The sequence below is a fragment of the Enterococcus saigonensis genome, from assembly GCF_011397115.1.
GTDB classification, from domain to species: Bacteria; Bacillota; Bacilli; order Lactobacillales; family Enterococcaceae; genus Enterococcus_C; species Enterococcus_C saigonensis.
Genome location: NZ_AP022822.1, coordinates 635880 through 662500 on the forward strand (window position 1 = coordinate 635880; position 26621 = coordinate 662500).

The following is a 26621-nucleotide window of genomic DNA, read 5'->3' on the forward strand; positions in this document are numbered from 1 at the left end:
AAAATGTTTCAAAAAGAAGTTAAAAATGGTCATCTGTATTGGGACGGCTGTGATACAGTTACTTTAGCAAAACAATACGGTACACCTTTATATGTCTACTCAGAAAATATGATTTTAAAAGAGTGTCAGGATTTAAAAGAGCAGTTTATCAATAAATATCCTAATACCCGAGTAGCTTATGCAAGTAAAGCTTTCAATACCATTGCGATGTTGCAATTAATCAATCAAGTGAATTTTTCTTTAGATGTTGTTTCAGGTGGGGAACTGTACACGGCAATAGCTGCGGATTTTCCAGCAGAAAAAATTGAATTTAACGGCAATAATAAATCAGAAGCCGAATTGGAAATGGCACTAGATTATGGGGTTGGACGTATTATTGTCGATAGTTTACAAGAGGTAGAATTAATTCAGTCAATTTGTCGCAAATTGGCTAAAAAAGCCCGGATTATGTTTCGAATTACACCAGAGGTAGATGTCAAAACGCATGCTTTTATTTCGACAGGACAAAAAGATTCTAAATTTGGTATCCCTTTAGCACCTGAAATTTTATATCCACAGATTGAAAAAGTATTGCAAGCAGAAGATTTGGAATTTTATGGTTTTCATTTTCATGTTGGAAGCCAATTAAGTGATAATAATGCGCATCTTGCTGCTGTCAAAGTTGCCCTTAATTTAATGTTAGAGGTGAAAAAACGCTATGGGTATCAGATTAAGGAGTTAAATTATGGTGGTGGCTTTGGCGTTTGTTATACAAAAACAGATGTCCGTAAACCTTATCGTTACTTTTTGGACCCAGTTATGGAATTAACCGAAAAATTCTGTCAGGAAAATAAATTACTTCGTCCTGAAATTGTGATTGAACCTGGTCGCAGCATTGTGGCTGAAGCCGGCATTACCTTGCATACGATTGGCGCCATTAAAGAGCTGCCTGATTTAAGAAAATACATTAGTATCGATGGCGGCATGACAGATAACATTCGCCCAGGTCTTTATGATGCAAAGTATAGTGGTGTCGTGGCTAATAAAATGAATGAACCAGTATCTAAAGAAGTGACGATTTCTGGTAAAGCGTGTGAGAGTACAGATTTATTGATAAAAGATATAGCAGTTCCTAGCGTTGTTGTAGCAGGAGATCTTTTTGCTACGTTTACAACAGGAGCTTACGGCTATTCTATGGCGAGTAATTATAATAAATTACCACTGCCAGCTGTGATTTTTGTAAAAGATGGTCAATCAGAAGTGGTAGTAAAACGACAAACGTATGCACAAATGATTCAAAATGAAGTAAAAAGATAACAAAGGACGTGAAATAATGGATATTCCTTTTGTAAAAATGCAAGGTGCGGGCAATGATTTTATTGTCCTTAATAATATTGACTTAAAATTAGAGACAGATGAATTAAGTGCACTCGCAAAAGGTGCTTGTCGTCGCCGCTTTTCAGTGGGAGCAGATGCTGTAATGGCTGTAGATGTACCACAAGAAGGCGGTGATTTTCGCATGCGTTTTTATAATGCCGATGGCACAGAAGCCGAGATGTGTGGAAATGGTGCGCGCTGTCTAGCGCGTTATGCATATGAAAAAAAATTAGCATCAGAAAAAATGGTGATAGAAACTATAGCAGGATTAGTCCCAGCTTGGAAATTAAGCCAAAATATCTACAAAGTACAGCTAAATGATGTTACAAAATTTGAGGTAAAAGAATTTGAGAAAAATACGGTCTATTATGTCGAATTAGGCAATCCTGCTATTCCCCATATTGTTATCGCATATGCGGGTTTAGCCAAAAAAGACTTATCCGATTTACGTCTTTTAGCTCAAAAACTACGCTATTGGTCAGAACTACCCAAAGGTGCTAATGTAAATTTTTACGATGTCGCGGGAAATAGCGTAGTTGTTCGAACGTATGAAAGAGGCGTAGAAGATTTTACATTAGCCTGCGGAACAGGTTCAGCATCTGTAGCGTATGTCTTAAATCGCACACAACAAGTTGAAGAAAATCCGGTTGCATTGTCTGTATTGGGTGGTAAGCTAGAAGTAAACGTGCAACAAGAAAAGCTTTTTCTTACTGGCGATGCAACATGGATTGCAGAAGGTTTGTTAAGTGGAGAAGCCTTATTGGCACAAATTTAAAGAGAGAATTGGTGACATATGTTAGAAGCAATTATTTTTGACATGGACGGAGTATTGATTGATTCTGAATATAGCTATTTTGAAGCAAAAGATAGCCTTTTAAAAGATGCGGGCATTATGGTTCCTAGTAGTTATCATAGTAAGTTTATGGGTACTTCTTATCAATATACTTGGGAAACGATGAAAAAAGAATTGGCTTTACCTGAATCAGCTGCGTATTATATTCGTGAAATGATTAAGCGACGGGAAGTAATTGTAAAAAGAGATGGAACAAAACCGATTCAAGGAGCGGTAAAATTTGTCAAAGGATTAAAAAATGCAGGTGTCAACTTGGCAGTTGCATCTTCTTCACCCTTAAGTGAAATAAAAAAATCATTGTCGGAAATTGGAATTTATCAAGATTTCACAGTTATTGCAAGTGGGGAGGAAGTGGAGCATTCTAAACCCGCACCAGACGTTTATTTGTTAGCGGCAAAACGTTTGGGAGTATCACCTATAAACTGTGTAGCATTGGAAGATTCACCTAATGGAAGTATTGCAGTCAAAAAAGCAGAGATGGTTGGAATTGGTTTTGCAAATCCCAATTATCCTATACTGGATTTGTGCTCAGATGTAGTCGTCACAACATTTTCTGATCTTGACTATACAAAATGTCAAAAGATATATCAGCAGTATCACAAATAAAGACGCATTTAATAAATGATAGAAAAAACGTAAGAATCAGCTGAGATGCTGATTCTTACGTTTTTTATTTTTGTTCTTGCTTAACAAACGAGATGTTATTTTTAACGGTTTCTTCTTTTGTAGCGTAGTTTTCAAAACGTTTAAAAAGACGAGCTTCAAATTCATTGCGGGGTGTGAAAGTTTTGCCTTGCTTTTCTTTGATAGTTTTTGTTTGTTTCAAAAAAATCAACTCCTATATAAATTTATGAAAAAATATTTTCTTTTATTGTTGTTATCTTAGCAAGAACCTTTGTTATTTAAAAAGTATATGCTCGCGATTTAAATATTTTTTTACGAAATAGCAAAATACTTGATGACTATCAATTTATCGCTACGCGAAAGTCGTTAAACTAAAGACACAAAGTTAAGCAAGCCGTTAAACTTTTGACACTAAAGAACATAGGAGGAATTAAAAATGAAATTTCAACAAAAAATTTTACAGTATAAAAACAAGTTGGCTGTTGTAAGCGGATTTTTGATTGTAGCTGCGTTTATAAGTAAAGGTATGCATTTTTCAGCAGGGTATGTAGCAGCTATGGTCGTAGCTTCTTTTTTAGGCGGGGTGCCAATTTTTATCCAAGCGTACCAAGCTTTACGTGTGAAGGTGATTAGTATTGATTTATTAGTTACCATCGCGGTGGTAGGGGCATTTTTAATTGGTGAGTATAATGAATCCGCAATTGTGACTTTCCTATTTTTATTTGGCAGTCTCTTAGAGCAAAAAACTTTGCAAAAGACGCGTTCTGCAATCAAGACATTAACACAGATGGCACCGACTACAGCTTTTGTCATCAACGAGGGGAAAATTGAAGAAGTTGATGTGGATGAAGTGGATGTTTTGGATCAATTATTAGTCAAAACAGGAGGACAAATTCCAGTAGATGGTGTGATAACCAGTGGAGAAGGTTATTTGAATGAGGCCAGTGTCACAGGTGAATCCGCAATTGTACACAAAAAAAGAGGTGATTTGGTTTTTGCAGGTACGTTATTAGATAACGGCACGCTCCAAATAGAAGCACAAAAAGTAGGGGAAGACACAACGTTTGGGAAAATTATTGAATTAGTGGAAGATGCCCAAGACAGTAAATCAAAGGCAGAACGGTTTATTGATCGCTTTGCTAAGTTTTATACACCATTTGTCTTAATTTTAGCTTTAGTAGTGGGACTGATTAGTCGCGATTTGTCTTTGGCTATTACAATTTTAGTGCTGGGCTGTCCAGGTGCTTTAGTAATCGGTGTGCCGGTTTCTAATGTGGCTGGAATTGGCAATGGCGCTAAGTTTGGTATTTTATTAAAAGGTGGAGAAGTTTTAGATACTTTTAGTAAAGTGGATACTTTTGTTTTTGATAAGACCGGAACGCTCACAGCAGGAAAACCTACTGTTGCGGCTTTAGAAAATTATACGGGGAGTAAAGAAGAAAATTTACGGATACTTGCAAGTATTGAAAGCGAATCAGATCATCCTTTGGGACAAGCGATATTACAATATGCTGCTGTAGAAAAATTTTTAACGGTAGAAAAAACGAATGTAATAAAAGGTAGCGGAATAAAAGCAATAATTGCAGGACATGAAGTATTGGTTGGAAATGAAAAGTTACTGCAAGAAGCCGGTGTGAATGTAGAAGATTCTGCAAAAGATCAAATAAACTTACAAGCAATGGGGCATTCGTTAGTTTATTTGGCAATCGATGGCAAATTAGCTCAGTTGGTGGGAATTAAAGACCAAATTCGTCCTCAGGTAAAGGAAACACTAACCCAATTAAAGAAGATGGGTGCAGAAAACCTAGTAATGTTAACCGGCGATAATGAAAAAACGGCTGAAATTGTTGGGTCAGAACTTGGTATAACAGAAATTCACGGTGGCTTGTTACCTTCAGATAAAGCTGCGTTTATTACAAAACTACAAAATGCCGGTCACAAAGTAGCTTTTGTCGGAGACGGCGTGAATGATAGTCCTTCCATTGCTTTAGCAGATATTGGGATTGCTATGGGAAATGGAACCGATGTTGCAGTAGAAACATCAGATGTCGTTTTAATGAATTCCGATTTTACGAAATTAGTACAAGCCTATGCTTTAACAAAAAAGACAGTTTGGAATATGAAAGAAAATATTGCGTTGGCAGTGGGAACAGTAGCATTTTTATTAGTAGGACTAATCTTTGGCTATATTTATATGGCTAGCGGCATGTTAGTTCATGAATTAAGTATTTTAGTCGTTATCGCCAATGGAATGCGTTTATTACCATTTAAAGTTGGAAAACTTGATAGCTATCAAGTATTTGAGGCAAAAGAAGTCTTACAATAAGAGCAACAAAACAAGAAAGAAGGATGTCAGATGGAAAAAGTAATTATTCAACTAGGAGCGTTAACTTGCCCGTCTTGTATGCAAAAAATTGAAAGTGCAGTGAGCCAAGAAGCTGGGGTAGAAAAAGTGAAAGTCTTATTTAACGCCAGCAAAGTGAAAGCAGAAATTGATGCAAATCAAACGACTGGAGAAACATTAGCAAAAACAATTGAAAAATTAGGTTATGAAGTCCAATCTGTAAAAGTAAAGGAAGCGTAAAATATGAATGCAGCAGAAAAATATCAAGCAGAACTCGTACAAAGTGAAAAAGATCATCATACACCAACTGCTGGTGCAATGAGTGGGCACATTTTAGCGAATCTTTTCATTCAACGTAATAAGTTGCGGCAAGCCAATTACTATTTAAAAGGAACTGCCAAAGGGGTTAGTTCTCAAATAGCAGATACTATAAAAAAAGAAGACGAATTGTTTGACCGTCTCAATCGATTGTTGTTAGATGAAGGTGAAGTCATTCCCACGACCACTGCAGAGTTTACTCGCTATACAATGTTAGAAGAAAGCGGCCAGTTAAAATACGAAACGACAGAGAATATCTTATTTACAGCTGTCCAAGATTTTAATACACAAAATTTATTCGTTACTAGAGGAATTAAACTAGCCGAAAAAGAAGAAAAATTTGCTTTAGTTGTATTTTTACAAGCATTGTATGGCTGGTTAAAAGCTCAAAGTCGTCTTTTCCAAAGTTTTATTGGCCATGATGCATTAGAAGGCTTGTTGGAAGAAGACGAAGAAGATTAGTTGTTAATATTATCTTAAAAGGAGGAACTTTCATGGCACATGACCACCTATGTGTTGCATTGGTACCGTTGTTTAATCACTTAGACGAAGAAGATCAAAAAAAAATCAATCAATTGGTGCAGCATAAAGTCTTCCAAAAAGGTGAACAAGTCACAACACCTGACAAAGAAGCACAACTGGTGATTGTTGCCAGTGGTAATTTGAAAGTGTATCAGTTATCCGCTGCAGGCAGAGAGCAACTTTTGCGAGTGGTGGAACCAGGTGGCTATGAAGGAGAAAATCTACTTTTTGGAGCTAGTAACAATAATCTATTCAGTGAAGCGCTGCAAAAAACCGAAGTTTGCGTTTTAAAGCAAACAGACTTTAAACAGTTATTGCTGGATTATCCCGAACTTAGTTTAAAACTTTTGGAAATTAATGCTGAAAAAATGACAAAAGTGGAACAGCAAAGTCAATTTTTAACGATGGAGAAAATTGAAGAACGTTTAGCCACGTATTTACTGGATTTGAGTACCGTAGAAAATAGTGACGTTGTTACAATTCCCATGAAAATGAAGGAACTTGCGGCTTTTTTAGGCACTACTCCGGAGACTCTTTCCCGTAAAATTAAATTGTTGGAAGAAAAACAATTGATTTTACGTCAAGGATACCAATTGACTCTGCGAGATAAAGAGGGTTTGGAAGACCTATAAGAACACTAAAAAAATGCTGAATAAAGCAAGCAATGTATGCGGCTTTATTCAGCATTTTTTAGTGGCGAGAATATATTAATTTTTGAAAATTTGATGCTGTAAAATTTAGTGAATCCGATTGCAGTGTATCAATGCTATTAAAATGATTGTCAGCAGAATTTAGGAATGGGCAATACTATTAGCTTTGCCGGTAAAAAGTTTAAAATAGAGTGCATTTCTTAGATGAGATAATTTTCATGAAGTCTTTTCACCACCAGTTTTTTTATGTAAAATGAAAGCTACGAAAGAAATTTAAAGGAGAAGTGAAATGTCACAATTACCGAAATGTCCAGAATGCGGATCTGAATATACTTATGAAGATCGCGGTTTATTTGTTTGTCCTGAATGCGGTCATGAATGGAGCGCTTCAAAAGAAGCACAAAAAACAGCAGAGGGCGTAATTGCAAAAGATGCAAACGGCAATTTATTACAAGATGGCGACAACGTCACTGTGATTAAAGATTTAAAAGTAAAAGGAGCTTCTAATCCTATTAAACAAGGTACAAAAGTAAAAAATATCAGACTTGTTGAAGGAGACCATAATATTGACTGCAAAGTAGACGGTTTTGGCCCCATGAAATTAAAGTCAGAATTCGTCAAAAAATTATAAAATTCCTTCCGATTCTCTTCACAATATTTTCATGGATAAAATGGTAAAATAAAGGTAGAAAAGTCTTATTTGATTGTGTGAGGGAGGAAACGACTATGTATGGAATGGGTTATGGCTTTATGCCGTTTTTTGATCCAACAATGATTTTAGTGATTATCGGTTTGGTGTTATCTGGCATTGCATCAGCCTATGTCAATAGTACTTTTAGGAAGTACGATGAAGTAAAAAGCCGTAATTATGTTACGGGAACACAAGCTGCTCAATACATCTTGAATGATCAAGGGATTAACGATGTCGGTGTACAAAAAATTGCGGGAAATCTGACAGATAATTACAATTCTCAAACAAAAATGTTAAGTCTATCAGAAGCAACGGCCCAATCTACTTCTGTCGCTGCAATTGCCGTTGCCGCCCATGAATGTGGGCATGCAGTTCAAGACGCAAAAAGTTACATGCCGCTACGTTTGCGGGCGGCCATTGTACCGGTGGCAAACTTTGGTTCCACTTTAGCATTTCCTATTATTTTAATTGGTTTTTTCTTAAGTGCCCCCAAACTTGTTACGATTGGACTTTGGGCTTTCTCGTTGGCTTTAATTTTCCAATTGGTGACCTTACCGGTGGAATTTAATGCTTCGGCTCGGGCTTTGAAGATTTTGAGTAATGGAAATTTGTTAACAGAAGAAGAATTACCGATGGCACGAAAAGTACTATTTGCCGCAGCCTTAACGTATGTAGCTGCAGCTGTAGCTACGTTTTTACAACTGCTACGTCTAATTTTAATTTTTGGTGGTAATCGCCGTGATTAAGTCTTTAAATGCGTAACCGATTTGGGTTGCGTATTTTTTTATACAGAATACTCGATGTAAGGCAAATCTTTGCACTATTTTTATAATTTTGACAAAATGGTAAATAAATGAACTGATTGCTTTTTACAGTCAAGCTGGAGGAATAACATGAATAAAAAGGAAATTAGTATTCGCTCTTTTATAGCATTAGTAGGTGTTGCTATTTTGGCACTAGGGGCAACAACTTTACGTATGGGAAAAGTTGGCTTAGATCCTTATACCTCTACAAATATTGCATTAGGAGAAAAGTTTGGGTTATCATTAGGCGTCTATCAACTGATGGTAAATATTATTATTTTAGTAGTAATCTTTATCTTGGGAAAAAAATACATCGGTATCGGAACTGTTATCAATATGGTACTGGCAGGATTTTTTATTGATTTTTATACAGAAATTTTTACCAAATTAGATTTAATTGCCACAAACATCTTTATGCAGCTGCTCTTTTTAATAATCGGTATCTTGCTTTTTAGTTTTGGTGCGTCGTTGTATATGGGCGCAGAACTTGGTAATGCACCTTATGATGCAATTGCACCCGTTATTGTGGATAAAACAGGTGCACCTTATCGTATTATTCGCGTTATTCAAGATGTCACTTTTAGTGTGGTGGCTTTTATCTTTGGCGGACCAATTGGAATTGGGACGTTTATCAGTGCCTTTTTAACTGGTCCGTTTATTAGTTTTTTTGACCAAAAAGTTACCCATCCGGTTGTTAATTCTTTAACAAAAAGGTAGGAGAAAAATGGAATTACCAAAAGCATTCTATGAAAAATATCAAAAATTATTGCAAGAGGAAGCAGAAGATTTTTTTGCTGCTTTAACCAAAGGGCGTGTTAGCAAAGGTTATCGACTTAATCCTTCAAAACCGGATTCCTTTGCAATGCTTACAAAATATGGACCAACCAAAAGAAGAGCTGCTCCTTATGCGACAAATGCATTTTTAGGTAATGTCGGAGGTAAAACGTTATTGCATCAAGCCGGTTATGTGTACAGTCAAGAACCAAGTGCGATGATAGTTGCAGCGACAGCCGCTATAAAACCAGGAGAAAAAGTATTGGACTTATGTGCGGCACCGGGTGGAAAGTCCACACAGTTAGCAGCGCAATTAAATGGAGAAGGCTTGTTAGTGGCAAATGAAATTTTTCCTAAACGTGCTAAAGTTTTGTCTGAGAACATTGAACGTTGGGGGAGTACGAATGTGATTGTCACCAACCATGCTCCCAATGAGTTGGTGACAACTTTCAGCGGTTTTTTTGATTGTGTTGTTGTTGATGCCCCTTGTTCTGGGGAAGGGATGTTTCGTAAAGATCCCATTGCCATGGACCAATGGCAAGCAGATACATCGCTAAAATGTGCCACACGTCAAAAAGAGATTTTAACTGCAGCTGTTAAAATGCTAAGAAATGGTGGAACTCTGGTCTATTCGACTTGTACTTTTTCCCCAGAAGAAAATGAAGAAATTATTAGTTGGTTAGTAAAGAAGTATCCCTTTACAATTGAAACAATTCCGCAAAAAAATGTAGCTTATGGTCGTCCAGAATGGGGAGATGGCAATCCTGATTTAGTTAAGACAATTCGCCTATGGCCGCATTTAAATCAAGGCGAAGGACATTTTGTGGCCAAGTTAACTTTTCACGGTGAAAACCCAATTGTGAACAAGAAGAAAAAAGATGGAAAAACAAAAATAAGCAAGAAAACCAGCACACTGCTGAATGACTTTAAGCAAAAATTTCCCTTGCCTCAAAATAGTACTCTGCAGATGTTTGGGGATTATGTTTGGGCTGTACCTCAAGCAGCTCCGGATTTAACGGGCATTAAAGTTTTGCGTAATGGTGTGGAATTAGGCGTATTAAAAAAAGGACGAATGGAACCAAGTTTTAACTTGGCCATGACCGCTACGCAACAAACGATTTCAGCTTTTCCAATCCTTAAAATTAGTTATACAGATTGGTTACATTATGTTGCTGGCGAAACTTTTACAAAAGAAGGGAATGCTGGATGGGTTTTATTATGTGTAGATGAAGTGCCAATAGGTTTTGGTAAACAAGTCCAAGGTATAGTAAAAAATTTTTATCCCAAAGGACTGCGTTTTAAAGGTGAACCATTAGCAAAATAAAACGAAGGCTAAAACGTATTTCAGTTGTGGGCTTTTTTGTATGTTCTGGCAAAATCGACGAGCAAAAAAGAATAAGAAAAATTTAGCATGTCGTTGCTTTTTGTCTGTGAAAGCCCTTTTGGTTTTGCTATTTTTTTCTCTGTGCTATGATGAAGTAGTAGAAAAGTTCTTAAAAGAGGGGCTGAAAAAATGAAAAATAAGACAAAAGTAACAATTGGCTTAAGTATTGCGGCAGTGGCTGGTATTACTACCGCGGTAATTGCATCTGATGCTGTAATTAACAAGATTCGTCATAAAAAAGATCGCTACAAAGTAAAACGATTTGTTGACGATAAGTTTGATGGTAATGAAAAACTACTGTCTGTTGTCGATAATTTATCAGATACAGAGTTGGATTCGTTGATGAATGTCATGAAAAAAATTAAATCAGGTCGTAAGCAAATTTCTGTTTACGGGGATTCATTAAAAGAAACAACTGAAAGCTTAAAAGATAAATTAAGTGGTTTGATTGATCAAATTGTTTAAAAAGATGAAAAGAGAGACCGATCGGGATCGTCGGCCTCTCTTTTTTATTTTATAAAGTTTTATTGCAAAAAAAAAAAAGCGAAACCAAAGTCTCGCTTAAGTTCTGTTTAATCAGACACATGGCAGATCCTGCTTAGTGCTGCTTCCTTCCAGATCTGACACAATTCACAAGCCTGCCATTGTCCTAGCCTTGCGGCAAAAACTAGTATAGCGTATTTAAACAATTTTGGCTAGTCTTTTTCTAAAGTTTTATTCAAATTCTGCTTCTGATGTTCGTTGCCGCAATTTTTTCTCTGCTTTACGTTTTGCGCGTAGTTCGCGGAAAAAGTCAGTTAAGATTTGACTACAGTCACCTTGTAAAATGCCACCTTCCACATAAGACCAGTGATTAAAGCGTTCATCAGTCAAAATTGTTAGTAGTGATCCGGCAGCACCACCTTTTGGATCATAAGCACCAAAGTAAACTTCTTCCACCCGAGCGAGTTGCATTGCCCCGCTGCACATGGGACAAGGTTCCAGTGTGACAAATAATTGGCTACGTTCTAAACGCCAGCTATCAACATTTTGGCAAGCTTCTCGAATAGCCAACATCTCAGCATGAGCAGTTGCATCTTGGTCTGCTTCTCTGCGATTATAACCACAACCGATAACTTCACCGTCCAAAATAACTACAGCACCAATAGGAACTTCGCCAATGGCTTGGGCTTTTTTTGCCTGTTCCAGCGCTAGAAGCATATATTTTTCTTTGGCTCTAGTATCTAAAGTACTGCTTTTTTTCACAATTTTCACCTCACTGAATTTTAGCATTTTTTTATAAGAGACAAAAGAGGCACCCTAGCAAAATTGGCAGTTTTACTAGGGTGCTAGAAAAGAAGAAATGAAAAAATATTGGGTATGGTAAAACTATAATACGATTAGCTTAATAACAGCTTAAAACATCGTATTCTTTTACACCTTTTTTGAACTCCGCTACAATCAAAGTAGGAGGTGGTGACAATGGAGAAAAAAGCGAGTCGCTGGATACAATTTTTAGGTGGTCGAAACTTAATTTTTACATTAGTGGTGTTACTTTTATTAGGCGCTGTTTTATGGCTTTTTGCCCAGTTAGATTTTTTATTTGATCCTTTTGTAACAATTTTTAAAGCTATTAGTGGTCCGTTAATTTTAACGATGGTCTTATATTATTTATTTAATCCTATTATCGATTGGTTAGAAGGGAAGGGCGTAAAGCGGGTAATCAGTGTGGCAGCGTTATTTGTGATTTTGATTGCTTTAGTCGTGGTTGCTGTCGTTTTAATTAGTCCCATTATTCAAAAACAAGTTCTTTCTTTGGTTTCTTCCTTTCCTGATTACGTGGATAAGTCGATAAAAATGATAACAAAGCTTTTTGATAATTCTCCCTTTGAAGAGCCGCTCGACCAAACAATGGATAAGTTGCAAAATTGGTCTGAAGGGCTGTCCAGTCAAGTGACGGATTACTTATCAGGTGTCTTAAAAGGAGCATCCAATGTTGTTTCAACCATTACCAGTACAGTATTGATTATTGGGACAGCACCAATTATTACGTTTTTCTTATTAAAGGATGATCGTAAATTTTTTAGCTATGTTACCAAATTAATTCCACCGCGTTTTCGTAAAGATGCCAAAATAATTGCAGGCAGTATGAATACACAAGTGGGGGCATATTTAAAAGGACAAGTTTTAGTTAGTATTGCAATTGGTCTGTTAACTTTTATTGGTTTTTTAATTATTGGTATGCCCTTTGCAGGATCTTTATCATTATTAACTGGGGTGACAGCAATTATTCCTTATATAGGACCATTTATTGCATTTATACCGGCGTTTATCGTAGCCTTGATGTCTTCTTTTGGGATGCTAATAAAAATGTGTCTGGTTTGGGTGATTGTCCAAATGTTAAATGGCCATTTGATTGAACCTGCTGTGATGGGGAAACATCTTCTTGTTCATCCAATTACGATTGTTTTGGTTTTGTTGGTGATGGGAGATTTAATGGGAATGTTTGGTTTAATTTTTGGGATTCCCATTTATGCTGTGCTGAAAGTTTTATGTATTTATTGCTTCCGCAAACTAAAAGGGCGCTATAATCGCTTTTATGGGGAGTATGGAAAATACGAAGAGACAAATTTTGAAGATTAAATAAATGCTATGCTTGTAGATTATATCCTCTATAAAGCATAGCATTTGTTTTTTGAGAATTTCGAATAGTAAAAATTATTCTTGGTAGTCTTCATAGCGGGGGGCATTAGCTTTTAATTCATTTTGTTCTGCCAAACTTAATTGACTGAAAACGTCATTTCCATCAAGAAAAGATTCCCAATCAGATGCCATTAGCGCATTCAAACCAGTTTCATCATGCTTTTCCCAAACTTCAGTTTTGACGCCGTCTGGAGTAATAAAGTGGCCTTTTTCATTTTTGTGAAGATTTTTTAATTGAGCTAGGTCGTGCGTTTTATTAAATAATTTTTCCCATTCTTTTTTTAGCGTGTCTTTCATCATTATTCCTCCTTTTTTCTACTAGGTCTATTTTAGCAAATACCTGTGATTGAGCAAAAGATTTCAAATTTGAAAGACAAAATAAGACGCTATGAAAAAAATATGCTAGTCTAAACTTAGAATGTTTACATCCCTTTAGAAACGAGGCTTTATTATGGAAAAAATTACCATTATGCACACCAATGATCTGCACTCTCATTTAGAAAATTGGCCAAAAATCAGACGTTATCTTGAACAACGTCAGCGCGAATTAGCCAAAAAAGGACACGGGGCTATTACGGTTGATCTGGGGGATTTTATCGACCGCTGGCATCCATTATCAGAAGCAACCAATGGTAAAGCCAACGTTGCGTTAATGAACACAGTTTCTTATGATGCAGTTACAATTGGAAATAATGAAGGTGTGGGTAATTCAAAACAAGATCTAAATCAGCTATACGAGGGCGCTAATTTTGATATTTTGTTAGCCAATTTATTTGATAAAAAGACATTGCAACCACCAAAATGGAGCAAAGAATATAAAATTATTACAACACAAGCTGGTACAAAAGTTGGGCTTATTGCATTGACAGCACCATTTCCACTTACCTATAGTCCTAATGGTTGGGATATTCGTTATCCGCTAGAAATCTTACCTAATTTAGTGGCACATTTAAGACCGCAAGTTGATGTTTTAGTATTAATGAGTCATCTGGGGATTGAAGATGATCAATTAATTGCCAGTGAAATGCCGGAGCTGGATGTTATTTTAGGATCGCATACCCATCATTTGTTTCCAAAAGGAAAAGTTGTTAACGGTGTACAGTTGGCTGCTGCGGGGAAATTTGGATACTACATTGGTGAAGTACGGCTGGAATTAGATGAAAATCATAAAATTATTTCTAAAAAAGCTCGTACCATTGAAACGGCAACACTCACAGCATTTCCAGAGGATGAAGAAGAGATAAGTGGTTATTTACAAAAAGGACACGAGCTATTAAAGGCACAAAAGGTTGCCACTTTGCCTTACACTTTGACACTGGATTTAAACGGTGAACACCGTTTAATTGATGCAGCTTTAAAAGCAGTAGAAAAAAGGGGACAAACAGATGTCGCTATTTTAAATAGTGGTTTATTTTTGCAAGAATTGCCAAAAGGAGAAGTAAACCAAGATCAATTGCATACAACCTTGCCACATCCGATGCATCTGTTAAATGTAACTTTAAAAGGTTCAGATGTCCGCCGCTTAGTTTTAGAAATGGAGAAAAACCGCAACTTTTTACGTAATTTTCCTATGTTGGGCATGGGATTTCGCGGGAAGATTTTTGGTGTGATTACGTATGATGGTATTTTATATGACAGTGTTAATCATGAAGTTTATTGGCTAGGAGAAAAATTAGATGATGAAAAAACATATACATTTACAACGGTAGATCATTTTATGTTTGTCCCGTTTTTTCCTACAATTGAGATTGCGGGAAAGTATGAATTTTTATTTCCAGAATTTATCCGTAGCGTACTGGGAACGTATTTGCAAACTCACTATCCAAGTAAATAAAAACAAGGTATAATGAAAAAACAGGTGGTGAAAGAATGACAAAAGAAAACAAAAATCTAACCGAAGAATTAACGACGGTTTTAGAGGAAGTCGTAACCGAAGAAGTGGCAAAACCGCAAAAAGGCGAACTTGTGACACCGATTAATGAAACAGATTTTATGATTGGACAACGTCAGTACAAGCTTGTTTATGACCACCGGGAAGGCTTTGACGCAGAAAAATTAGGGGAACGTTTCAGCGAGGTTTTAGCTCGTTATGATTATATTGTTGGGGATTGGGGTTATGAACAGTTACGCTTGAAAGGTTTTTTCAATGCGGATGATAAAAAGGCACAACCAGAACAACGTATTGATACGTTAGAAGATTATTTATATGAGTATTGTAATTTTGGCTGTGCTTATTTTGTAATTCAACGGGTAGGAAATAAGCGGGAAAAAAATCAAAATCGTAAACGCCGTAAGAAAAATTACACCAACCAACCGGTGCAAGCACATATTGCCGAAAAGAAAACAGAAGTAAGAAAAAAAACAAAGCCGGTTTTAAAGAAAAAAGTTGATAAACAACCAACAAAGAAAACAGAGAATGCTGCAAAACCTAGCAAAAAAGAGGGGAAAAAAGGCGGCTTTACAATTAGGAAGCGAGAAGATTAATGTACAAAGGATATTTAATTGATTTAGATGGTACCATCTATCGTGGGCAAGAACCAATTTTAGCCGGTAAAAATTTTGTGGATGAATTAAAACGCCGTAATCTCCCTTTTTTATTTGTTACCAACAATACTACGCGTAGTCCAGAAACTGTAGCACATCGTTTGAAACATGAATTTGATATTGATGTAGCGCCAGAGACAGTATATACGGCAACTTTAGCGACAATTGACTTTATGAGAGCTGACAAGGCTGGAAATAAAGTCTTTGTAATTGGTGAAGCAGGCCTGATTGACTTGATATTAGCTGCTGGATTTGTTTGGGAAGAGGAAAATCCGGATTATGTAGTGGTTGGATTGGACAACAATGTGACATACGAGAAGTTTGTATTGGCCACATTAGCTATTCAAAAAGGGGCTACGTTTATTGGAACTAATCCCGATAAAAACATACCAACTGAAAGAGGTTTGTTACCTGGAGCTGGTTCATTGATTTCCTTAGTAGAAACGGCGACCCAAACAAAGCCGATTTTTATCGGAAAACCAGAAGCAATTATTATGGATAAAGCACTCGAAAAAATTGGTTTGGCTAAAGAAGACGTCATTATGGTCGGAGACAATTATGAAACAGATATTTGTTCTGGATTAAATAATGGTATTGATACATTGTTGGTATTATCTGGCTTTACTAAAAAATCAGAAGTGCCCAACCTCCCTAAAGCACCCACGTTTGTATTGGATTCTTTAGATGAATGGGACTTTGGGGATTTAAAAAAATGATGACAACCTGGCAAAGACGATTTGGCTTTTTTAGTCTTTTTTTGACCATCATTACGTTGGTTATTACCATCGCGATTAATTTTCGTCCGTTGTATGTTTTTGATATTCATTATTTAAACATTTTACACGATACAACTGTGGATAAAACAACCTTGTTGAAGAATTTTGACAAATTGATGGCTTTTTTAAATAATCCTTTTGCAAGTCAACTTACTTTACCGGATTTTCCCATGTCTGAGGCTGGGCGGGGTCATTTTATTGATGTCAAAAAATTATTTCTACTCAATTATGCCGTTTTCCTTATAACTATTATTCCTTCTATTGTCTTTTTAGTTAAGTTAAAAAAACAACAGAGTTTATGGCGTTTAATTCTGCCTTTTAAATTCGGAATGATAATTCCGGTAATTTTGGGTTTTGTGATGGCCACAGGATTTGACCGTTTTTTTGTCACTTTTCATGAATTATTTTTTCAAAATGATGATTGGTTATTTGATCCTAAAACAGATCCAATTATTAATGTTTTGCCTGAGAGTTTCTTCATGCACTGCTTTATTCTTGCTTTTGTTTTATTAGAGCTGTGCTTTTTAGCCCTTGTTTTGTGGGGGAACACCAGTCTAAGAAAAAAAACAACGCGCCTTAGCTAGGCGCGCTTTTTTATTGGGTAATGTAATGAGATTTACCTGGGTTTTGATGAGCCAAGCGACTTGCCGCCGAAGCCGCAATAGCCCCAACAATATCATCTAAAAAGGTATGAACATGTTTGCCATCATGGCTGTTTAATTCTTTTAAAATCCCCGGCTTGACTTTGTCAATATAGCCATAATTTGTAAAACCGATTGAACCGTAGACATTGACGATGGACAATGCCAAGATTTCATCAATCCCATAAAGACCTTCATCATCAGCGACAATTTCTTGTAGAGGATTAAGTAATTTTCCTTCTTCTGCCAGAATGTCCAATTGAATACCTGTGATAATCGCATTGTGGACTTCTCTTTTGGTTAAAACACTGTTAACACTTTCGACACATTTTTCCAAAGTAATATCTTTGATATAATCTTTTTGTAAAAACATGACCAATTCACCAATCTCATCTAAGCTAACACCACGACTAGTTAATAATTCACGGGCTTTTTCTTCTAATGTTTTTGTTTCAATTACCATTCAAATCCCTCCAATTCATCTTGTTAAAGTTAACACACCTTTTATGTTATACTATCGGATAATATCAAGCAAAGAAAAGGAAGAGTATCATGAAACCTTTAATAGAATTTTGTGAACAAAATCTGAGTCATCAGGGCAATCTTTTGTTAGAAGACGAAGAACTGAGAGAAAGAGCAGAATTTTTAATTACTAGTTGTTTGAGTATGTGTGAATTATGTGCAAAAAAACTATTTGTTATGGTTGAAGGAGACGTTATTGTAGCAGATAACATGTCAGAACTGTTAACAAAAGTCAAACAAGCTATTTCAGAGTGGGATGAAATTTAAATAGTTGCATAGAAAAAAGACCTAAAAATTTTGCTGTCTTGTTACTAATAGCTAAACTAGTAAAGAGCAGTAGAATCTTTGCGGTCTTTTTTATTTTAAAATAAGCTGGTGCTATGAGCCGGTTGAGTCCGATTTTTAGGATCAATAAAATGTAAAGCATTATTAACGGCAGTAGGCGCTTCACCAAAGCCTGTTGCAATTAACTTTACCTTACCTTCATAACCGGCAATATCACCACAAGCATAAATGCCAGGAATTGAAGTGCTCATGTCAGAATTAACAGTGATACTTTGCCTTGTGCCAGCTAAGTTCCAATCTTTCACATTTAAGTTGGAAGTAAAACCATAGTTTACGAGCAGGTAATCTACGGATAGTTCAATTCTTTCTTTGGTTTTGACTTGCTGCAGGCTTAGCCCGTCTAGAAAGTCTGTGCCACGAACTTCATCGATTACATAAGGCGTCATAATATTAACAGACGATTGATAAAGCTTTTCAACACTATGTTCCAAAGCACGGAACTTATCACGACGATGAATTAAATGGACTTCTTCTGCAATCGGTTCTAACATTAACGCCCAGTCAATGGCTGAATCACCACCGCCAGCTAATGCGATTTTTTTTCCAGCATACTTCATTAAATCGTTGACATAGTAATCCAAACCGCGATTTTCAAAAGTTTTGGCACCAGCTACTGTTAGTTTTCGGGGTTGAAATGATCCATTTCCCAATGCTAAGATAGCGGCTTTTGTGTAGTGTGTCTCTTTATCCGTTGTAATGACAATGACATCATCTTGTTTTTCAAGGTGAAGGACTTCTTCACCCAAACAATAAGTATGGGGGAAAGTTTGCAGTTTTTTTTCTAAAACTTGCACTAAGTCATTGGCTTTTATTTGAACGTAACCGGGAATATCATATATATTTTTTTCAGGATAGAGTGTGGATAATTGACCACCTAATTGCGGTAAGCTGTCGATAATTTTGGTTTTCGCGTTGCGCATGCCAGCGTAAAAGCCGGCAAACATTCCCGCAGGACCAGCACCGATAATGGTAATATCATAGACTTCCATCTTGTTTCCTCCTTATCTGTTGCAACAATAAACTACTGCAATAGTCCTTAGTATAAGGGCAAGAAGCTGTTTTTTCTATTAAAAGGTATTATTCTTTTGAAATATATTCCCCGCTTAAATTTCTCTTAGCAAAAAGCAATCCATCGCATTATGCGCAGTAGGATATAAGGGTGCAGAGAGTTGTTTGAAACCGTATTTTTGATATAAGCTTAATGCTGCTTGTAAACTGTGGTGGCTTTCTAAATAAATTGCGGAATATCCAGACTGGATTGCAAATGTCAAAGCACAGTCCATTAATTGGTGACTATAACCTTTTCCGCGTGCTTTTTTACTTAGGTATAATTTTTGTAATTCGCAGATGTTTTTTTCAAGACAAAATTCTGCAATTCCAATTCCTCCAAGAACTTTATCATCTCCTATAACAACAAAATAATTGCGATTGACTGACTTGGCGTAATACGCAGATAGCGCTTTTAGTTCAGGGTCAAAATAGGCTGTTCCGGCAATTGCCAAATTACTAGCTTCAAGACTCATACGAATGATGCTTGCTAACGCGTCATCATCTTTTTTTTGAATAGGACGAATTTCCATGTTTACACCTCCGTAGAAATCATTAAATTTCCAGCTAGTATAACAAATAACGCAAAATAAAATCAAGAATACGTGGCAAAATAAGCGAAGTCTGCTATCATGAAATTAATCTATTAATTGAAGGAGGAATTATCGTGAGCGATTTTCCACAACTAACATTGGAAAACCAAACTGGCCACAAAGCATTGATTAAAACGAACCGTGGCAACATTTTAGTACAATTATTTCCAGAATTAGCACCAAAAACTGTTCAAAACTTTGAGGAGTTAGCAAATAAAGGGTATTACGATGGTGTTATTTTCCACCGTGTTATTCCAGATTTTATGATTCAAGGTGGCGATCCAACAGGTACTGGCATGGGTGGCGAAAGCACGTTTGGGGGTACTTTTGAAGATGAGTTTTCAAAAGAATTGTTTAATGTCCGAGGCGCTTTGTCTATGGCAAACGCCGGACCAAATACAAATGGTAGTCAATTTTTTATTGTGAATAATCAAAATGTGCCAGCAAATATGCTGGGACAATTAGAAGGTGCTGGTTATCCTTCTGAAATTATTGAAGCCTATAAACAAGGCGGAACACCATGGCTAGATTTCCGCCATACGGTTTTTGGTCACGTTGTGGAAGGAATGGACGTCGTAGATGAGATTGCCAACGTCCAAAGAGGACCACAAGATAAACCAGTTCATGATGTTGTCATTGAGACAGTAGAAATTTTAACTGACTAAAAAAGAATACCCGAATAAGTGTGATGTTTGGAATATAAAACATAGCCTTATTCGGGTATTTTTATGTGATTTAAGGTGCTTTGATATTATTTGCATCATTTGATCTAACCATTTGGGCATATTCATTTGTTTCTTCCACCGGGCGAGGTGTTGTTTTTACTTCTAAAAAATGAATTAACCGTCCGACGCATAAAAGTGCAGTTAACGTGCCCAGACCGATCCCACTTGATTGACCTAAAAAAATCATGCCTAATAAAAAGGCAAGTGTGATCATTGTTAAATCAAAATAAAATTTAACTTGACCAAAGCGCTTATCTTTTTTTAATGCAATAATTTCTACTAAACCATCTGGTGGGTTTAAGATTAGTCTGGAACGTACCATTAAGAAGGCTCCGACACTTGTAGCAATTACTGCAGCGGTTAAAAGTGCTATTTTACCAATTAAATTAGGCACTACAAAATTTTCTAAGCCTAAGGTAACATTGTAAAAATCTACTACAGCACCAAAAAGAAAAGAAAAAGGCAGTTGCAAGAGAATTTTTAATGACAGACTTTTGGCTAATATGATTTCAACGATAACCAATAAACCAAATATTAAACTTGTTGCATTTCCCAGTGTTATACCTGTTATTGTAGCTGTTGTAAATGGCAGTGAAACTAGCGAGCTGACACCCAGTTGGCAACATGAAAAAAGTACCGTCCCCAGACCTAAAATAAAAATTCCCGGAATATATTGCATTAAACGTTTTGGTAAATCAGGCATATTTGACCTCCTTTTTTATTTTATAGAGAAATTTTTGAAATAGAAGTCAGTAAAATCCATACTTTTATTTTTTTCCTTACCTTTAGTGTAACAAAATTTTTGTAATAAACGTAAGGAAAACACAGAAGAAAAAGAAAGACTGCACCAAACTGATGCAGTCCAACGTATTTATTCTTTAAAAGCCTGGGCAATTTGAGTTAATCCTTGTTGTAATGTCGCCTTGGGACAAGCTATATTTAGCCGCATGTGTTGTTTTCCACTTGGACCAAATGTATAACCGCCATTTAAAACAACTCCTGCTTCTTCAATCATTTTTTTGTTTAACTGTGATTCTGTCAAGTTGTAAGCAGAAAAATCTAGCCAGAAAAGATAAGTACCTTCTGGACGCATAACTTTTACTTTTGGTAGATTTTTTTGTAGAAAGTTAATGGTAAATACACTATTTTTTTGCAAATAGTCCAATAACTCAGTTAACCATGCCTCAGCGCCGTTATAGGCTGCCTTAGTACCAATCAATCCAAAGGTATTAATTGTATCTTGTTCGCTCTTTTCCTGAATTGCTGCAAAGGCTGCTTTTAATTGCGGATTTTTTACAAAAATCATAGAATTTTTAATTCCGGCCAAATTAAATGTTTTGGTTGCAGCTGTTAAAACAATTGAAAAGTCGGCAAAATCAGCGTCAACATTATGAAAAGTTTCGTGTTGGTGGGGTGCAAATATCAAATCTTGGTGAATTTCATCGCTTACTACTAAACAGTTATATTTCTTACATAAATCGCCTAAATGTTTTAATTCAGATTTTGTCCAAACACGTCCACCAGGATTGTGAGGGTTGCATAGAATAAACAGTTTAACATTTTCTTTCATCATTTTGGATTCCATTTTATTCAAATCCATTTCAAAATGTCCATTTATAACTTTAAGGGGACTTCGTATTAGTTTTCGTTTATTTTCTTCTATCATTTTAGCAAAAGGTGGGTAAACAGGGTCGTGAATCATTATACTGTCACCGGGCTTTGTAAAGGCTTCAATACTAACAGCAATACTGGGTACGACGCCGGGAGAAAATAAAATTTCTTCTTTGTTTATATCGTAATGATGACGTCTTTTTTGCCAGTTAATAATTGCTTCATAAAGATCGTCACCAAAAAGTGTATAACCATAAATACCTTGTTTGACATAATCAAGTAGTGCTTCTTGCACACATGAAGGTGCGGTGAAATCCATATCAGCTACCCATAAAGGTAATAGATTGTCTTTGTGATAAGTTGATGCAATGCTATCCCATTTGACGCTGTTTGTTTGACGACGCTCGTGCTGTTGATCAAAAATTGACATAAAAAGACCTCCTGAATTTCTAAACTTCTTTTTTAACTCTAGTTACAGTATAATGAATAAAGCAAGGAGTGGAAACCAAATGTCTTATAAAATCGGCGATATTCTTGAAGGCCAAGTTACAGGTATTCAACCTTATGGTGCCTTCGTTTCTTTAGATGATAAAACTCAAGGATTGATACATATTTCTGAAGTTCAATCAGGATATACTAAAAATATTCATGATATTTTGTCTATTGGGGAAAAAATAAACGTGCAAATTATTGATATTGATGAGTACTCACAGAAAATTAGTTTATCTAAACGAACGTTAGAAAAAAATTATATTCCAAATCGTAATTACAAAAAACGCTATTTTACGAATAAAAATAAAAAAATTGGTTTTGCTTCAATAAAAAGAGTATTACCAGACTGGATTGAGGAAGCTGTTTCTTATTTACACTCTGAAAATCGTGCGAAATAATTATGCATATTTTCTGAAAATGTGCTATCATAAAAGCAGATAAAACAGCCGAGGTGGTATCGTGACTAATAAAAAAGTTGCTGGAACAGTGATGTTGCATTTACAAAATGGCTCTAAACGATTTTTAGTTCATACTGTAGGAGATACAATGGAATTGGCTTCTACTGATTTTTCAAACGAACGTACTGGTTTGGCAAATATTTTGAGCTTATTAAAAGAGAGCGTTAAATTAGATGTTAAAAATATTGACTTGGTAGAATTAACAAATGGGCAAATAGCAGAAGAAAATGTTCCGCTATTTGTTTTTGAAACAAGTGAAGAAAAATTAGTTGGCGATTTACCGGAAGATTTTCGTTGGGAAGAACCACAACGGTTTCGGGAAGTTATTCGGCATTATGACATTGAAGGCGTACCTTATTTTTAAGAGAGTAAAAGGCGATTGTTAACAATCGCCTTTTTTTATATAAAAAATATTCTATACAATATTAATATACTAATAGCAGATAAAAATTATCAGTTATATAAAATTTATACGTAATTAAATATTAGATAATCTGCATTTTTTAAGAAAATACAATTTAAGAGAATAAAAGGCGAATAATCGATATTTAGTCTAAAATGTGAATGGGAAGGATCCATTATTTTTCTAAACATTTTTGTTGACCTAGTCTTTTTTTAGTGGTAAATTAATCAACGTTGACGAAACAGTCATGCAATTGAAAACAACTTGAAACATTTTTGAAAAAATTGTTGACAGTTGCCAAAACGACTGTTAAACTAACGAAGTTGCTTAGTAAACAGCACATTTCTGAAATATCGTTTCAAAAAGTTTTTAAAACTTTTTGAAAAAACAGTTGACAAGAATTAAGTCAACTGATAAGATATAAGAGTTGCTGAAACATTTTTAAAAGCGACGAAGTAGACCTTTGAAAACTGAACAAAGCAAGCAAACGAACCAATGTGTAGGGCGCTTCTTTTAGAGAAGCAAACAACATGCAAGCAATAGCTAGCAGAATCAATTTTATTTGAGCTTAACAGTCATTTGACTGTTCAAACACTTTTTATGAGAGTTTGATCCTGGCTCAGGACGAACGCTGGCGGCGTGCCTAATACATGCAAGTCGAACGCTTCTTTTTCCACCGGAGCTTGCTCCACCGGAAAAAGAGGAGTGGCGAACGGGTGAGTAACACGTGGGTAACCTGCCCTCAAGCGGGGGATAACACTTGGAAACAGGTGCTAATACCGCATAAAAATCATAAACACATGTTTGTGATTTGAAAGGCGCTTTTGCGTCACTTGAGGATGGACCCGCGGTGCATTAGCTAGTTGGTGAGGTAACGGCTCACCAAGGCCACGATGCATAGCCGACCTGAGAGGGTGATCGGCCACACTGGGACTGAGACACGGCCCAGACTCCTACGGGAGGCAGCAGTAGGGAATCTTCGGCAATGGACGAAAGTCTGACCGAGCAACGCCGCGTGAGTGAAGAAGGTTTTCGGATCGTAAAACTCTGTTGTTAGAGAAGAACAAGGATGAGAGTAAAATGTTCATCCCTTGACGGTATCTAACCAGAAAGCCACGGCTAACTACGTGCCAGCAGCCGCGGTAATACGTAGGTGGCAAGCGTTGTCCGGATTTATTGGGCGTAAAGCGAGCGCAGGCGGTTTCTTAAGTCTGATGTGAAAGCCCCCGGCTCAACCGGGGAGGGTCATTGGAAACTGGGAGACTTGAGTGCAGAAGAGGAGAGTGGAATTCCATGTGTAGCGGTGAAATGCGTAGATATATGGAGGAACACCAGTGGCGAAGGCGGCTCTCTGGTCTGTAACTGACGCTGAGGCTCGAAAGCGTGGGGAGCAAACAGGATTAGATACCCTGGTAGTCCACGCCGTAAACGATGAGTGCTAAGTGTTGGAGGGTTTCCGCCCTTCAGTGCTGCAGCAAACGCATTAAGCACTCCGCCTGGGGAGTACGACCGCAAGGTTGAAACTCAAAGGAATTGACGGGGGCCCGCACAAGCGGTGGAGCATGTGGTTTAATTCGAAGCAACGCGAAGAACCTTACCAGGTCTTGACATCCTTTGACCACTCTAGAGATAGAGCTTCCCCTTCGGGGGCAAAGTGACAGGTGGTGCATGGTTGTCGTCAGCTCGTGTCGTGAGATGTTGGGTTAAGTCCCGCAACGAGCGCAACCCTTATTGTTAGTTGCCATCATTTAGTTGGGCACTCTAGCGAGACTGCCGGTGACAAACCGGAGGAAGGTGGGGATGACGTCAAATCATCATGCCCCTTATGACCTGGGCTACACACGTGCTACAATGGGAAGTACAACGAGTTGCGAAGTCGCGAGGCTAAGCTAATCTCTTAAAGCTTCTCTCAGTTCGGATTGTAGGCTGCAACTCGCCTACATGAAGCCGGAATCGCTAGTAATCGCGGATCAGCACGCCGCGGTGAATACGTTCCCGGGCCTTGTACACACCGCCCGTCACACCACGAGAGTTTGTAACACCCGAAGTCGGTGAGGTAACCTTTTGGAGCCAGCCGCCTAAGGTGGGATAGATGATTGGGGTGAAGTCGTAACAAGGTAGCCGTATCGGAAGGTGCGGCTGGATCACCTCCTTTCTAAGGAATATTACGGAAACTACACAGTTTGTCACTTGTCTTTGTTCAGTTTTGAGAGGTTTACTCTCAAAATATTTGTTCATTGAAAACTGGATACTTGAAGAAAAAATCAAAACAAACCGAGAACACCGCGTTGAATGAGTTTTTTAATAAGTTCAATTGCTTATTTTCTTGAGTAAGCTTCTATCGCTAGAAGAACTGCTCAAAACCAGACCGTAAGGTCTTATAAGGTTAAGTGAATAAGGGCGCACGGTGGATGCCTTGGCACTAGGAGCCGATGAAGGACGGGACTAACACCGATATGCTTTGGGGAGCTGTAAGTAAGCTATGATCCAGAGATTTCCGAATGGGGGAACCCAGCATCTTTTATAGGATGTTACGTATACGTGAATACATAGCGTATACGAGGTAGACGCAGAGAACTGAAACATCTAAGTACCTGCAGGAAGAGAAAGAAAAATCGATTCCCCAAGTAGCGGCGAGCGAAAAGGGAACAGCCCAAACCAAGATGCTTGCATCTTGGGGTTGTAGGACTCCGATATGGTAGTTCTTTCAGATAGTCGAATGACTTGGAAAAGTCAGTCAAAGAGGGTAAAAACCCCGTAGACGAAATTTGGAAGGCACCTAGGAGGATCCTGAGTACGGCGGAACACGAGGAATTCCGTCGGAATCCGGGAGGACCATCTCCCAAGGCTAAATACTCCCTAGTGACCGATAGTGAACCAGTACCGTGAGGGAAAGGTGAAAAGCACCCCGGAAGGGGAGTGAAATAGATCCTGAAACCGTGTGCCTACAACAAGTTAGAGCCCGTTAATGGGTGATAGCGTGCCTTTTGTAGAATGAACCGGCGAGTTACGATTGCATGCGAGGTTAAGTTGAAGAGACGGAGCCGCAGCGAAAGCGAGTCTGAATAGGGCGAATGAGTATGTAGTCGTAGACCCGAAACCATGTGATCTACCCATGTCCAGGTTGAAGGTGCGGTAAAACGCACTGGAGGACCGAACCCACGTACGTTGAAAAGTGCGGGGATGAGGTGTGGGTAGCGGAGAAATTCCAAACGAACTTGGAGATAGCTGGTTCTCTCCGAAATAGCTTTAGGGCTAGCGTCGAAGTGAAGAATGATGGAGGTAGAGCACTGTTTGGACTAGGGGCCCATCTCGGGTTACCGAATTCAGATAAACTCCGAATGCCATTCATTTATATTCGGCAGTCAGACTGTGAGTGATAAGATCCATAGTCGAAAGGGAAACAGCCCAGACCACCAGCTAAGGTCCCAAAATGTATGTTAAGTGGAAAAGGATGTGGGGT

Annotated in this window: 29 protein-coding genes, 2 rRNA genes and 1 other RNA gene (1 of these 32 only partly in view); 23 read left to right on the forward strand and 9 right to left on the reverse strand. The window is 37.4% G+C overall.

Annotated elements, in window-relative coordinates; translation table 11 throughout:
- Positions 1 to 3 precede the first annotated feature (3 nt).
- From lysA to EsVE80_RS02925, 3 genes are read left to right on the forward strand one after another with little or no spacing between them, the layout of a single operon-like run.
- The gene (gene lysA / locus EsVE80_RS02915; protein ID WP_173102401.1) at positions 4 to 1296 is read left to right on the forward strand and encodes a diaminopimelate decarboxylase; all 1293 of its coding nucleotides are present in this window, start codon (positions 4 to 6) and stop codon (positions 1294 to 1296) included.
- Positions 1297 to 1312: 16 nt separating this feature from the next.
- Positions 1313 to 2131: a diaminopimelate epimerase gene (gene dapF, locus EsVE80_RS02920; protein WP_173102402.1), complete on the forward strand. Its 819-nt coding sequence runs from the start codon at positions 1313 to 1315 to the stop codon at positions 2129 to 2131.
- A gap of 18 nt (positions 2132 to 2149) precedes the next feature.
- Complete coding sequence (locus EsVE80_RS02925; protein ID WP_173102403.1) at positions 2150 to 2815, forward strand: HAD family hydrolase; 666 nt, start codon at positions 2150 to 2152, stop codon at positions 2813 to 2815.
- A 64-nt stretch (positions 2816 to 2879) separates the two neighbouring features.
- On the opposite strand, the gene EsVE80_RS02930 is transcribed toward EsVE80_RS02925, so the two are convergent.
- On the reverse strand, positions 2880 to 3035 hold the full coding sequence (locus EsVE80_RS02930; RefSeq protein WP_173102404.1) for a hypothetical protein: 156 nt from the start codon (positions 3033 to 3035) through the stop codon (positions 2880 to 2882).
- A gap of 234 nt (positions 3036 to 3269) precedes the next feature.
- On the opposite strand from EsVE80_RS02930, the gene EsVE80_RS02935 reads away from it, so the two are divergent.
- The 9 genes from EsVE80_RS02935 (at position 3270) to EsVE80_RS02975 (ending at position 10784) form a co-directional block, all read left to right on the forward strand.
- Entirely contained in the window at positions 3270 to 5159 is a 1890-nt protein-coding gene (locus tag EsVE80_RS02935) for a heavy metal translocating P-type ATPase (protein WP_173102405.1), read from the forward strand.
- Positions 5160 to 5189: 30 nt separating this feature from the next.
- Positions 5190 to 5417: a heavy-metal-associated domain-containing protein gene (locus tag EsVE80_RS02940; RefSeq protein ID WP_173102406.1), complete on the forward strand. Its 228-nt coding sequence runs from the start codon at positions 5190 to 5192 to the stop codon at positions 5415 to 5417.
- A 3-nt stretch (positions 5418 to 5420) separates the two neighbouring features.
- The gene (locus EsVE80_RS02945) at positions 5421 to 5957 is read left to right on the forward strand and encodes a ferritin-like domain-containing protein (protein ID WP_173102407.1); all 537 of its coding nucleotides are present in this window, start codon (positions 5421 to 5423) and stop codon (positions 5955 to 5957) included.
- A 32-nt stretch (positions 5958 to 5989) separates the two neighbouring features.
- On the forward strand, positions 5990 to 6649 hold the full coding sequence (locus tag EsVE80_RS02950; protein ID WP_173102408.1) for a Crp/Fnr family transcriptional regulator: 660 nt from the start codon (positions 5990 to 5992) through the stop codon (positions 6647 to 6649).
- A gap of 307 nt (positions 6650 to 6956) precedes the next feature.
- On the forward strand, positions 6957 to 7298 hold the full coding sequence (locus EsVE80_RS02955; protein WP_173102409.1) for a zinc ribbon domain-containing protein YjdM: 342 nt from the start codon (positions 6957 to 6959) through the stop codon (positions 7296 to 7298).
- A gap of 95 nt (positions 7299 to 7393) precedes the next feature.
- Positions 7394 to 8104, forward strand: coding sequence for a zinc metallopeptidase (locus tag EsVE80_RS02960; protein ID WP_173102410.1), 711 nt, complete (start codon positions 7394 to 7396; stop codon positions 8102 to 8104).
- A 147-nt stretch (positions 8105 to 8251) separates the two neighbouring features.
- Entirely contained in the window at positions 8252 to 8878 is a 627-nt protein-coding gene (locus tag EsVE80_RS02965; RefSeq protein ID WP_173102411.1) for a YczE/YyaS/YitT family protein, read from the forward strand.
- 7 nt (positions 8879 to 8885) lie between these two features.
- Positions 8886 to 10259, forward strand: coding sequence for an RsmF rRNA methyltransferase first C-terminal domain-containing protein (locus tag EsVE80_RS02970; protein WP_173102412.1), 1374 nt, complete (start codon positions 8886 to 8888; stop codon positions 10257 to 10259).
- Positions 10260 to 10448: 189 nt separating this feature from the next.
- Entirely contained in the window at positions 10449 to 10784 is a 336-nt protein-coding gene (locus EsVE80_RS02975) for a hypothetical protein (protein ID WP_173102413.1), read from the forward strand.
- Positions 10785 to 10888: 104 nt separating this feature from the next.
- On the opposite strand, the gene ffs is transcribed toward EsVE80_RS02975, so the two are convergent.
- Positions 10889 to 10975, reverse strand: an RNA gene (gene ffs / locus EsVE80_RS02980) — signal recognition particle sRNA small type.
- Positions 10976 to 11033: 58 nt separating this feature from the next.
- A complete protein-coding gene (gene tadA / locus EsVE80_RS02985) occupies positions 11034 to 11591 on the reverse strand; it encodes a tRNA adenosine(34) deaminase TadA (protein WP_173102414.1) in 558 nt (185 codons plus the stop codon).
- A 189-nt stretch (positions 11592 to 11780) separates the two neighbouring features.
- Between tadA and EsVE80_RS02990 the strand changes: the two genes are divergently transcribed.
- The gene (locus EsVE80_RS02990) at positions 11781 to 12941 is read left to right on the forward strand and encodes an AI-2E family transporter (protein ID WP_173102415.1); all 1161 of its coding nucleotides are present in this window, start codon (positions 11781 to 11783) and stop codon (positions 12939 to 12941) included.
- A gap of 75 nt (positions 12942 to 13016) precedes the next feature.
- On the opposite strand, the gene EsVE80_RS02995 is transcribed toward EsVE80_RS02990, so the two are convergent.
- On the reverse strand, positions 13017 to 13298 hold the full coding sequence (locus EsVE80_RS02995) for a hypothetical protein (RefSeq protein WP_173102416.1): 282 nt from the start codon (positions 13296 to 13298) through the stop codon (positions 13017 to 13019).
- 154 nt (positions 13299 to 13452) lie between these two features.
- On the opposite strand from EsVE80_RS02995, the gene EsVE80_RS03000 reads away from it, so the two are divergent.
- From EsVE80_RS03000 to EsVE80_RS03015, 4 genes are read left to right on the forward strand one after another with little or no spacing between them, the layout of a single operon-like run.
- Complete coding sequence (locus EsVE80_RS03000; RefSeq protein ID WP_173102417.1) at positions 13453 to 14835, forward strand: bifunctional metallophosphatase/5'-nucleotidase; 1383 nt, start codon at positions 13453 to 13455, stop codon at positions 14833 to 14835.
- Between the two features lie 35 nt (positions 14836 to 14870).
- On the forward strand, positions 14871 to 15485 hold the full coding sequence (locus EsVE80_RS03005; RefSeq protein ID WP_173102418.1) for a YutD family protein: 615 nt from the start codon (positions 14871 to 14873) through the stop codon (positions 15483 to 15485).
- Positions 15485 to 16261, forward strand: a complete 777-nt coding sequence (locus tag EsVE80_RS03010) for a TIGR01457 family HAD-type hydrolase (protein WP_173102419.1) — start codon at positions 15485 to 15487, stop codon at positions 16259 to 16261. Before EsVE80_RS03005 ends, EsVE80_RS03010 begins: the two co-directional genes overlap by 1 nt.
- On the forward strand, positions 16258 to 16905 hold the full coding sequence (locus EsVE80_RS03015; protein ID WP_173102420.1) for a TIGR01906 family membrane protein: 648 nt from the start codon (positions 16258 to 16260) through the stop codon (positions 16903 to 16905). The genes EsVE80_RS03010 and EsVE80_RS03015 overlap by 4 nt, the downstream gene beginning before the upstream one ends.
- A 10-nt stretch (positions 16906 to 16915) precedes the next feature.
- On the opposite strand, the gene EsVE80_RS03020 is transcribed toward EsVE80_RS03015, so the two are convergent.
- Positions 16916 to 17425, reverse strand: coding sequence for a phosphatidylglycerophosphatase A family protein (locus tag EsVE80_RS03020; RefSeq protein ID WP_173102421.1), 510 nt, complete (start codon positions 17423 to 17425; stop codon positions 16916 to 16918).
- An 89-nt stretch (positions 17426 to 17514) separates the two neighbouring features.
- On the opposite strand from EsVE80_RS03020, the gene EsVE80_RS03025 reads away from it, so the two are divergent.
- Positions 17515 to 17751, forward strand: coding sequence for a DUF1450 domain-containing protein (locus tag EsVE80_RS03025; protein WP_173102422.1), 237 nt, complete (start codon positions 17515 to 17517; stop codon positions 17749 to 17751).
- Positions 17752 to 17846: 95 nt separating this feature from the next.
- Here the strand turns inward: EsVE80_RS03025 and EsVE80_RS03030 are convergent, their stop codons facing one another.
- Positions 17847 to 18818 (reverse strand): NAD(P)/FAD-dependent oxidoreductase, encoded by a 972-nt coding sequence (locus EsVE80_RS03030; protein ID WP_173102423.1) that lies wholly within the window; start codon positions 18816 to 18818, stop codon positions 17847 to 17849.
- 114 nt (positions 18819 to 18932) lie between these two features.
- Positions 18933 to 19409 carry a GNAT family N-acetyltransferase gene (locus tag EsVE80_RS03035; RefSeq protein ID WP_173102424.1) on the reverse strand — a complete coding sequence of 159 codons (477 nt, stop codon included), beginning with the start codon at positions 19407 to 19409 and terminating at the stop codon, positions 18933 to 18935.
- 134 nt (positions 19410 to 19543) lie between these two features.
- On the opposite strand from EsVE80_RS03035, the gene EsVE80_RS03040 reads away from it, so the two are divergent.
- Positions 19544 to 20134 (forward strand): peptidylprolyl isomerase, encoded by a 591-nt coding sequence (locus EsVE80_RS03040; protein ID WP_173102425.1) that lies wholly within the window; start codon positions 19544 to 19546, stop codon positions 20132 to 20134.
- 70 nt (positions 20135 to 20204) lie between these two features.
- Here the strand turns inward: EsVE80_RS03040 and EsVE80_RS03045 are convergent, their stop codons facing one another.
- Complete coding sequence (locus EsVE80_RS03045) at positions 20205 to 20897, reverse strand: YczE/YyaS/YitT family protein (protein WP_173102426.1); 693 nt, start codon at positions 20895 to 20897, stop codon at positions 20205 to 20207.
- 168 nt (positions 20898 to 21065) lie between these two features.
- A complete protein-coding gene (locus tag EsVE80_RS03050) occupies positions 21066 to 22235 on the reverse strand; it encodes a MalY/PatB family protein (RefSeq protein WP_173102427.1) in 1170 nt (389 codons plus the stop codon).
- 79 nt (positions 22236 to 22314) lie between these two features.
- On the opposite strand from EsVE80_RS03050, the gene EsVE80_RS03055 reads away from it, so the two are divergent.
- From EsVE80_RS03055 to EsVE80_RS03070, 4 genes are all read left to right on the forward strand, one after another.
- A complete protein-coding gene (locus EsVE80_RS03055; protein ID WP_173102428.1) occupies positions 22315 to 22695 on the forward strand; it encodes a CvfD/Ygs/GSP13 family RNA-binding post-transcriptional regulator in 381 nt (126 codons plus the stop codon).
- 61 nt (positions 22696 to 22756) lie between these two features.
- Entirely contained in the window at positions 22757 to 23119 is a 363-nt protein-coding gene (locus EsVE80_RS03060) for a hypothetical protein (RefSeq protein ID WP_173102429.1), read from the forward strand.
- Positions 23120 to 23754: 635 nt separating this feature from the next.
- Positions 23755 to 25313: ribosomal RNA gene (locus EsVE80_RS03065) — 16S ribosomal RNA — on the forward strand.
- 229 nt (positions 25314 to 25542) lie between these two features.
- A 23S ribosomal RNA gene (locus EsVE80_RS03070) occupies positions 25543 to 26621 on the forward strand (it continues 1836 nt past the right edge of the window).
- Together the 16S and 23S rRNA genes form the textbook arrangement of a ribosomal RNA operon.

Bases quoted from the DNA above. Each gene is read 5' to 3' on its own strand.
- lysA (WP_173102401.1), top strand. From the start codon at position 4: ATGTTTCAAAAAGAAGTTAAAAATGGTCATCTGTATTGGGACGGCTGT.
- dapF (WP_173102402.1), top strand. From the start codon at position 1,313: ATGGATATTCCTTTTGTAAAAATGCAAGGTGCGGGCAATGATTTTATT.
- EsVE80_RS02925 (WP_173102403.1), top strand. From the start codon at position 2,150: ATGTTAGAAGCAATTATTTTTGACATGGACGGAGTATTGATTGATTCT.
- EsVE80_RS02935 (WP_173102405.1), top strand. From the start codon at position 3,270: ATGAAATTTCAACAAAAAATTTTACAGTATAAAAACAAGTTGGCTGTT.
- EsVE80_RS02940 (WP_173102406.1), top strand. From the start codon at position 5,190: ATGGAAAAAGTAATTATTCAACTAGGAGCGTTAACTTGCCCGTCTTGT.
- EsVE80_RS02945 (WP_173102407.1), top strand. From the start codon at position 5,421: ATGAATGCAGCAGAAAAATATCAAGCAGAACTCGTACAAAGTGAAAAA.
- EsVE80_RS02950 (WP_173102408.1), top strand. From the start codon at position 5,990: ATGGCACATGACCACCTATGTGTTGCATTGGTACCGTTGTTTAATCAC.
- EsVE80_RS02955 (WP_173102409.1), top strand. From the start codon at position 6,957: ATGTCACAATTACCGAAATGTCCAGAATGCGGATCTGAATATACTTAT.
- EsVE80_RS02960 (WP_173102410.1), top strand. From the start codon at position 7,394: ATGTATGGAATGGGTTATGGCTTTATGCCGTTTTTTGATCCAACAATG.
- EsVE80_RS02965 (WP_173102411.1), top strand. From the start codon at position 8,252: ATGAATAAAAAGGAAATTAGTATTCGCTCTTTTATAGCATTAGTAGGT.
- EsVE80_RS02970 (WP_173102412.1), top strand. From the start codon at position 8,886: ATGGAATTACCAAAAGCATTCTATGAAAAATATCAAAAATTATTGCAA.
- EsVE80_RS02975 (WP_173102413.1), top strand. From the start codon at position 10,449: ATGAAAAATAAGACAAAAGTAACAATTGGCTTAAGTATTGCGGCAGTG.
- tadA (WP_173102414.1), bottom strand. From the start codon at position 11,591: ATGCTAAAATTCAGTGAGGTGAAAATTGTGAAAAAAAGCAGTACTTTA.
- EsVE80_RS02990 (WP_173102415.1), top strand. From the start codon at position 11,781: ATGGAGAAAAAAGCGAGTCGCTGGATACAATTTTTAGGTGGTCGAAAC.
- EsVE80_RS02995 (WP_173102416.1), bottom strand. From the start codon at position 13,298: ATGAAAGACACGCTAAAAAAAGAATGGGAAAAATTATTTAATAAAACG.
- EsVE80_RS03000 (WP_173102417.1), top strand. From the start codon at position 13,453: ATGGAAAAAATTACCATTATGCACACCAATGATCTGCACTCTCATTTA.
- EsVE80_RS03005 (WP_173102418.1), top strand. From the start codon at position 14,871: ATGACAAAAGAAAACAAAAATCTAACCGAAGAATTAACGACGGTTTTA.
- EsVE80_RS03010 (WP_173102419.1), top strand. From the start codon at position 15,485: ATGTACAAAGGATATTTAATTGATTTAGATGGTACCATCTATCGTGGG.
- EsVE80_RS03015 (WP_173102420.1), top strand. From the start codon at position 16,258: ATGATGACAACCTGGCAAAGACGATTTGGCTTTTTTAGTCTTTTTTTG.
- EsVE80_RS03020 (WP_173102421.1), bottom strand. From the start codon at position 17,425: ATGGTAATTGAAACAAAAACATTAGAAGAAAAAGCCCGTGAATTATTA.
- EsVE80_RS03025 (WP_173102422.1), top strand. From the start codon at position 17,515: ATGAAACCTTTAATAGAATTTTGTGAACAAAATCTGAGTCATCAGGGC.
- EsVE80_RS03030 (WP_173102423.1), bottom strand. From the start codon at position 18,818: ATGGAAGTCTATGATATTACCATTATCGGTGCTGGTCCTGCGGGAATG.
- EsVE80_RS03035 (WP_173102424.1), bottom strand. From the start codon at position 19,409: ATGGAAATTCGTCCTATTCAAAAAAAAGATGATGACGCGTTAGCAAGC.
- EsVE80_RS03045 (WP_173102426.1), bottom strand. From the start codon at position 20,897: ATGCCTGATTTACCAAAACGTTTAATGCAATATATTCCGGGAATTTTT.
- EsVE80_RS03050 (WP_173102427.1), bottom strand. From the start codon at position 22,235: ATGTCAATTTTTGATCAACAGCACGAGCGTCGTCAAACAAACAGCGTC.
- EsVE80_RS03055 (WP_173102428.1), top strand. From the start codon at position 22,315: ATGTCTTATAAAATCGGCGATATTCTTGAAGGCCAAGTTACAGGTATT.